Origin of the sequence: Streptomyces sp. AcH 505 (assembly GCF_000818175.1) — a bacterium.
Lineage (GTDB): Bacteria > Actinomycetota > Actinomycetes > Streptomycetales > Streptomycetaceae > Streptomyces.
Genome location: NZ_JTIY01000008.1, coordinates 24650 through 30709, shown reverse-complemented (window position 1 = coordinate 30709; position 6060 = coordinate 24650). Strand labels below are relative to the sequence as shown.

General features: G+C 61.9%; 6 protein-coding genes. 3 read left to right on the top strand and 3 right to left on the bottom strand.

The features are described 5' to 3' along the window. Positions 1-313: 313 nt before the first annotated feature. Positions 314-847, top strand: coding sequence for a 2,4'-dihydroxyacetophenone dioxygenase family protein (locus HY68_RS37695; protein ID WP_042001827.1), 534 nt, complete (start codon positions 314-316; stop codon positions 845-847). A gap of 54 nt (positions 848-901) precedes the next feature. After that, positions 902-1705: an SDR family NAD(P)-dependent oxidoreductase gene (locus HY68_RS37690; protein ID WP_241778918.1), complete on the top strand. Its 804-nt coding sequence runs from the start codon at positions 902-904 to the stop codon at positions 1703-1705. A gap of 16 nt (positions 1706-1721) precedes the next feature. Here HY68_RS37690 and HY68_RS37685 read toward each other — a convergent pair whose 3' ends face one another. The 3 genes from HY68_RS37685 to HY68_RS37675 are packed head-to-tail and all read right to left on the bottom strand — an operon-like array spanning position 1722 to position 4787. Beyond that, positions 1722-2510, bottom strand: coding sequence for an SDR family NAD(P)-dependent oxidoreductase (locus HY68_RS37685; protein ID WP_042001824.1), 789 nt, complete (start codon positions 2508-2510; stop codon positions 1722-1724). A gap of 32 nt (positions 2511-2542) precedes the next feature. Next, positions 2543-3376, bottom strand: a complete 834-nt coding sequence (locus HY68_RS37680) for a molybdenum cofactor biosynthesis F family protein (protein ID WP_042001821.1) — start codon at positions 3374-3376, stop codon at positions 2543-2545. Continuing rightward, the gene (locus HY68_RS37675) at positions 3360-4787 is read right to left on the bottom strand and encodes a transaminase (protein ID WP_078864201.1); all 1428 of its coding nucleotides are present in this window, start codon (positions 4785-4787) and stop codon (positions 3360-3362) included. The genes HY68_RS37680 and HY68_RS37675 overlap by 17 nt, the downstream gene beginning before the upstream one ends. 218 nt (positions 4788-5005) lie before the next feature. Here HY68_RS37675 and HY68_RS37670 point away from each other — a divergent pair, with 218 nt between their 5' ends. After that, on the top strand, positions 5006-5689 hold the full coding sequence (locus HY68_RS37670) for a LuxR C-terminal-related transcriptional regulator (RefSeq protein WP_042001838.1): 684 nt from the start codon (positions 5006-5008) through the stop codon (positions 5687-5689). Positions 5690-6060 lie beyond the last annotated feature (371 nt).

Here is a 6060-nt window from a genome sequence, read left to right as displayed (position 1 = left end):
AATGATTGAACGAGACATGAATTTCTCCCCCCCCCTGCAATTTTGCCTCTGCGGGCAAAATGTGAATGCTCTCGAAAACGATCGTTGCTGCGGGATTTCGCAATGCCTTGCGATTCCATTGGCCTGTGGCCACCCCGTAACCGACGCTGGGGCACCCTAATTGAACACGGCCGCGAGGCCAGCGAGGGGGATTGACCGGGCGGGAATGATCCCTTGACCAGAAGGGATTTGGCCGGCCGTTGAGGCTATCGAGGGGCGATTTCGCGTTCTAGAACACCGGCGACAATTGGTTCGGATGACAAGGAGTGGATGGATGCCGAAGGCTGCGACCAACGAATTTTGGCGTGATCTGAAGCCGATCGCGAAGGTGTTCCAGCCTGATGCGCTGCCGGAAGTCTATCTCGCCAACGCGCCGATCGACGATGATCGCTACTACGTGCCCTTCACCGACACGGTGTCGTCGCGGCCGCTCTGGATCTCGCCGTCGCAGAACAAGTGGTGCGATATCCTGATGGCGAAGAAGGCCGGGCTGGTCAATCGACACTACCATCCGCACGAGGTGTTCGCCTTCACGCTCTCCGGAAAATGGGGCTACCTCGAGCACGACTGGACCGCGACCAAGGGCGATTTCGTCTACGAGACGCCGGGGGAGGGGCACACACTGGTGGCCTACGAGCATGAAGAGCCGATGCGGGTGTTCTTCCAGGTCACCGGTCCCTTGATCTGGCTCGACGATGAAGGTGAGGCAAACGGGTATTTCGACGTGCACCAGTACATCCAGATGTGCCGTGAGCACTACGACAAGGTCGGCATCGGTGCCGACTACATCACAAAACTCTTTCGCTGATCCGGAGTGAGGCGGCGGCACCGGCTCGCCGAACCACCTTCGCGATGTGAGACGATGATCTTCATGGGGCGGCGTTTCCGGACGCCGGAGAGGGAACTGATGGCTCTGCTGAGCGGCAAAACATGCGTGATCACCGGAGGGGCGGGAAGCCTGGGACTGGCTGCCGCCCGGCTGTTCGTCCAGGAAGGTGCGCGCGTCATGCTGATCGATTATCGCGAACCGGAACTGCGGCAAGCGGAAGCCAGTCTGGCGTGCGCGGATGTCGCAGGGGTCGTCGCCGACATCACGAAGAGCGACGGTGTTCGTGCGGCGATCGACGCAACCGTCAGGCGTTTCGGTGCGATCGACGTATTGTTCTCCAACGCGGGAAATTTCGGAACCGTCAGTCCGATCGGCGACTATCCGGAAGATGTCTTCGATGCGGTCTATTTCGTTCACGTCAAGGGCGCGTTCCTGATGAGCAAGCTGGCGGTCCCGCACATGAATGACGGCGGCAGCATCATCATCACATCCAGTGTGGCGGCGACCCGCGGCGATCCCGGCGTCTACGCCTATATCAGCGCCAAGCACGCCCAGGTCGGATTGATGCGGTGCCTGGCCAAGGAACTGGCCGGGCGTCGGATTCGGGTCAACACGATTCACCCGGGACCGATTGAAAATAGCTTCCAGCGGAAGGTCGAGGATGATCTGAGTCAGATCATCGGCCGTGATGCGACGGAGTTCTTTAACAGCCAGATTCCCTTGGGCCGTCATGCAACGGCCGAGGAAGTTGCCAGGTCGGTGGTTTATCTCGCGTCCGATCAAAGCAGCTTCACCACGGGTGCAATGTTGATGATCGATGGTGGTATGAGCGCCTGATGGCAGGCGCTGTACGTCAGTCGGCGAATCCGATGGTCGGCAGGTCGACTACGGAGGCGCCGCCGTCGATCGGGACCATGGTGCCGGTCACCATCGCGGCGTCTTTCGACGCCAAGAAGCAGATGACATTGGCGATCTCGTCGGGCTCGGCCGGGCGCCGCAGCGGAACATTGCGGGTGGCGAGTTCGTAGGCCGCATCGATCGATGGCAGGCGGTGACGCTCCATCAGCACGGCCATTTCGCCATCGGCCATGTCGGTGCGCACCCAGCCGGGGCACACGGCGTTGGCGCGAACGCCGAATGGTCCGAAATCCCGTGCGAGGGATTTGGTCAGCCCGATCAAGGCATGCTTCATGGTGACGTAGCCGGCGGCTTCGGGACCCGCGAAAAGGCCGGCGAGCGACGATACGACAACGATATTGCCGCGGCGCTCGCGAAGCGAAGCTAGCGCCTCGCGGGTGGCGACGAAGGCGGTATCGAGGTTGGAACGGGTGGCCTGCGCCCAGGTGGCGTCGTCGGTCGTTGCGACGGTTCCGAAGCCATGGCCGCCGGCGTTGGCGACGAGAATGTCGAGCCCGCCAAAGCTGTCAGTGGCAAGCCTGATGGCACGGCGGACATCCGCGGGGTCAGCGGCATCTCCCACCACAGCCACCGCACCGGTCTGCGCCGCGACAAGATCAAGAGGCTCCTTCCGGCGCCCCATCACCAAAGCCCGGCCGCCTTCGGCATGAAAGCGGCGGGTGACCGCGGCTCCGATTCCGGTGCCACCTCCAGTGATCAAGGCAACGGTGTTGGCGAAGCGCATGGCAAAACTCCGTCTGATGGCGCGGCGGGACGTCAGAAAGTGTGAACAGTTGTGTTGACGAGCTTGCTGTGCGCACCGACCTGGAAGTTGGACGCCGTCGACAGGGCGTCGTTGGCGTAACCGAAGATCTTGCCCGTGGTCTTCATCTGGTCGAGGTCGATCATGATCGCCCCCAGGGTCGGGACGATCTTCTCCCGCCAGATGAACAGATACAGCTTCGGCGCGATTTTGTAGTAATGGCAACGATCGACGTCGGCGAGGCCCTGTTCGATTCCCGACAGACAGTGCCAGGTGTAGCGGTTCTCGTTCAGATAGATGTGCTCGTAGACTTCGTGCGGATTATAACGATGTTGCAGGCGGAGTCCGATCAATTCGCGGGTCAGATGATGCTCCTGCTTGGAGTCAAACGGCTGGTCGATCGTTGCATGGATGATGTCGGCGTTGACCGGGGTGAGTTCCTGCTTCTGTTGCGCGCGCCGCAGGATGCTGGCATGTGCCTTGTCCTGTGCCGGCAGCGTCGCTGTCACCGACGTGGCGACGCCGCGCGCCAGGTCCAGGACGAGCGAGACCGATGCCGGGGGGCGGGCACCGGCTTTTACATAGTCGACGAAGTAGATACCGTCGCGCAGGCAGGTGGCGAGGTAGGATTCGGTGCTTTCGCTGGTGACGCCATGAGCGCGCGTGATCGAGGTCAACTGGGTACCGGACGTAAACATGTAGCTGATGGTGCTGCCGTCGCCGAGATGAAGGGCAAGCGTCCGGCCGGCAAGATCGTCCGATCTCGTCAGGATGTTGCTGTCGGGGGCAAAGCTCTGGGCCAGCTCACCGACCGATATCCAGTTTGTCGCTTCAGATGTGACTGTCATGATCCTGGTGCTGGTTGGTATGAGGGACGGGAGATTGCGTGAACTCACCGAGCATGTCACTGAACACGCTGTCATAGGCTCGGACATCGGCGAGTGTGGTGGAGGGCGAGACCAGCGCCATGTTGTGAAATGGCGTCAGAAGGAGTCCTCGATTGGCGAAATAGAGATGGCTGAGCAGCTCGATCTCGTCGGATCGTGCGCGTGCGGCTTCACCGCCGTTTCGCGGCACCGACGGCTGATAGAGGTATTCGACCCGGGCGCCCATGCGGGACACATGCCATGGCAGGCTGAACCGCTTGATCTGGGCCGCGATCACATCATGCAATGCCTCGGCGATCGTCGTCATATGACGATAGGTCGCCTCGGTCATGATTTCGTCGAGCGCAACCCGGATGGCCCGGACGGTCAATGCGTTTGCGGCCAGCGTGCCGCCGAAACCATAATGATTGATCCCCGGTCCCCGCGTGATGCTTTCGAGCGACTGGGCGATGGCGGCACTCATGCCGTAGACGGCGCTCGGGATGCCGCCGGCCAGCACTTTCCCGAGCACGACCATGTCGGGTTCGAGGCCGAGCTCACCGATGGCGCCGGATGGGCCCATGCAGATGGTATGGGTTTCGTCGAGGATCAGTACGGTGCCGGCCTCGCGTGTCAGCCGGCGCAGGCCGTCATGGAAACCGGGGGCCGCGGGCACCATGCCGATATTGGTCATATGCGGTTCGGTCAGCACGGCGGCGACATCGCGGGCGGCGAGCGCGGTCTCCAGCGCATCCAGATCGTTGAATTCGATTACCCGGGTGGTGCGATCGAAATCGACGCCGTTCGCGATGATCCCGTGTTGCGGCGCCATCCGGCCATCGCGCAGCTCGACCTGGGTCTCGTCAACGGAGCCATGATACTTGCCGTTGAAGACCAGGATTTTTTCACGACCGGTGAACATGCGCGCGATTCGCAGTGCAAACCGGTTGGCTTCCGTCGCCGACGTCGCGAGCTGCCAGAACGGCACACGAAAGCGCCAGCTGAGTTCGCGGGTCACGGCGATCGCATCGCGTGTCGGCAGCATGTAGGAGGCGCCGAGCTCCGCCGCCTGCGCGATGCCGGCCGTGAATGCCGGGTGAGCATGCCCGAACATGCAGGCCGAATCGCCGAGGCAGAAGTCGACATAGCTGTGCCCGTCCACATCCGTCAGTCGGGCGCCCGAGGCGCGTTCCGCAAAAATCGGATACGGTGATCCCCACTGGCTCATCCAGTGCAGGGGCACGCCATGCGGCATGTGCTCGCGTGCTTCAGCGTGGAGTTGCTGCGAACGCGGCCGCCTCTCGCGAAACCTGTGCTCTTCCCGGACGCGGATCTTCGCCAGAATCTGCGGAGCAATGCCATGCGTGGCTTCTCCGTCGGCCGATAGCGCCATGCAATCCCCTTGCAACCCGATGGACGTTCACGAGCGCGATGATCGGGACAAATCGTTGGGCTTTCCATCAGCCTAATGGTTGATCGGCCCGTGCGGTCTCGACAAATGTCGCTGTCAGTCAACTCTGGCCCGCAATTTGCTTGACTGAGTTCGCCGGCTGCCGCAGCGTCGGGGAAACGGGTGCAACAGACCCCGACGGAAGGCGCTTGGAGGACACCATGGATATCATCGCGGAAGTTGCGGATCCGGCAGCGGTCCGGACCATTCAGTTCGCAAACGATGTGCTCGAGGCGAGCGGCGCGGCATTCTATCGCGTGAAGCCTGATATGACGCTCGGCAACTTTCTGCTGCGCGGCGTGCCGATGGAGTTCCATCGGCGATATGTCGAGCAGATGAACAAATTCGATCCGCTTCATGTTCGCAACATGTGTGCGACGGAACGGCAGGTGGCGCGGCTGGTGGAGGAAGTTGCCTGCGCGCATACACCCGATGCCGCCACCTACCGGTCGTTCTCGTCGCATTTCGGCATTGGCGACATGATCGAGTTCTTCTTCCGCCGCGACAACCGGATCGTGGCCGGCATGAGCGTGATGTGGCGCGACGGCATCAAGGTGCCCGACAGCGCCATGACCATGGCCACCAAGATGCACGACTATATGGAGTTCAACCTGCTGCGCGATACCGCGGGCGAGGCCGGCGAGCGCAAGGTCGCGCGCTACGGGCTGACGGCCCGTGAAACTGAGGTGATCGATCTGCTGCGCTGCGGGCGCACCAATCGTGAAATCGGCGGCTGCCTCGAGATCAGCCTGGCGACGGTCAAGACCCATCTCCTGCATATCTTCGAGAAACTGGGGGTCGAAAACCGGTCAGCGGTTGTGGCTCTGATGTCGCGGTCGCATTAGCGGATCCGCACCGGTCAGCGGCACAACGATTCGCGATTAACCAAAAGGCTGATGTCGATCTGGACGGTATCCCCGGACGATTCCCTCTGCTCAGGAGGGAACGAGGATGATGTGGGCGTCCGAGACCCTTGCGCCGCAGGCTCTGTCGAATAAGCCTTCGGTTGGGCGTCCGCTAAGCCTTTTTTGACGCGGGACCCAGCGCTGGATCAGCCTGTCGACACGAGCGATCACCGCATCGGAGGGAACCGCTGTTGCGGTTGATGCCCGATCGGCTGCCACGCGTTTGCGGCCCAATCCCGCTATCCGCCGAGCCGAGGCGCCATCAGCCATAAGGCTGATTGTTCGATCGGGCGGGGGTGAGAATGATCGGG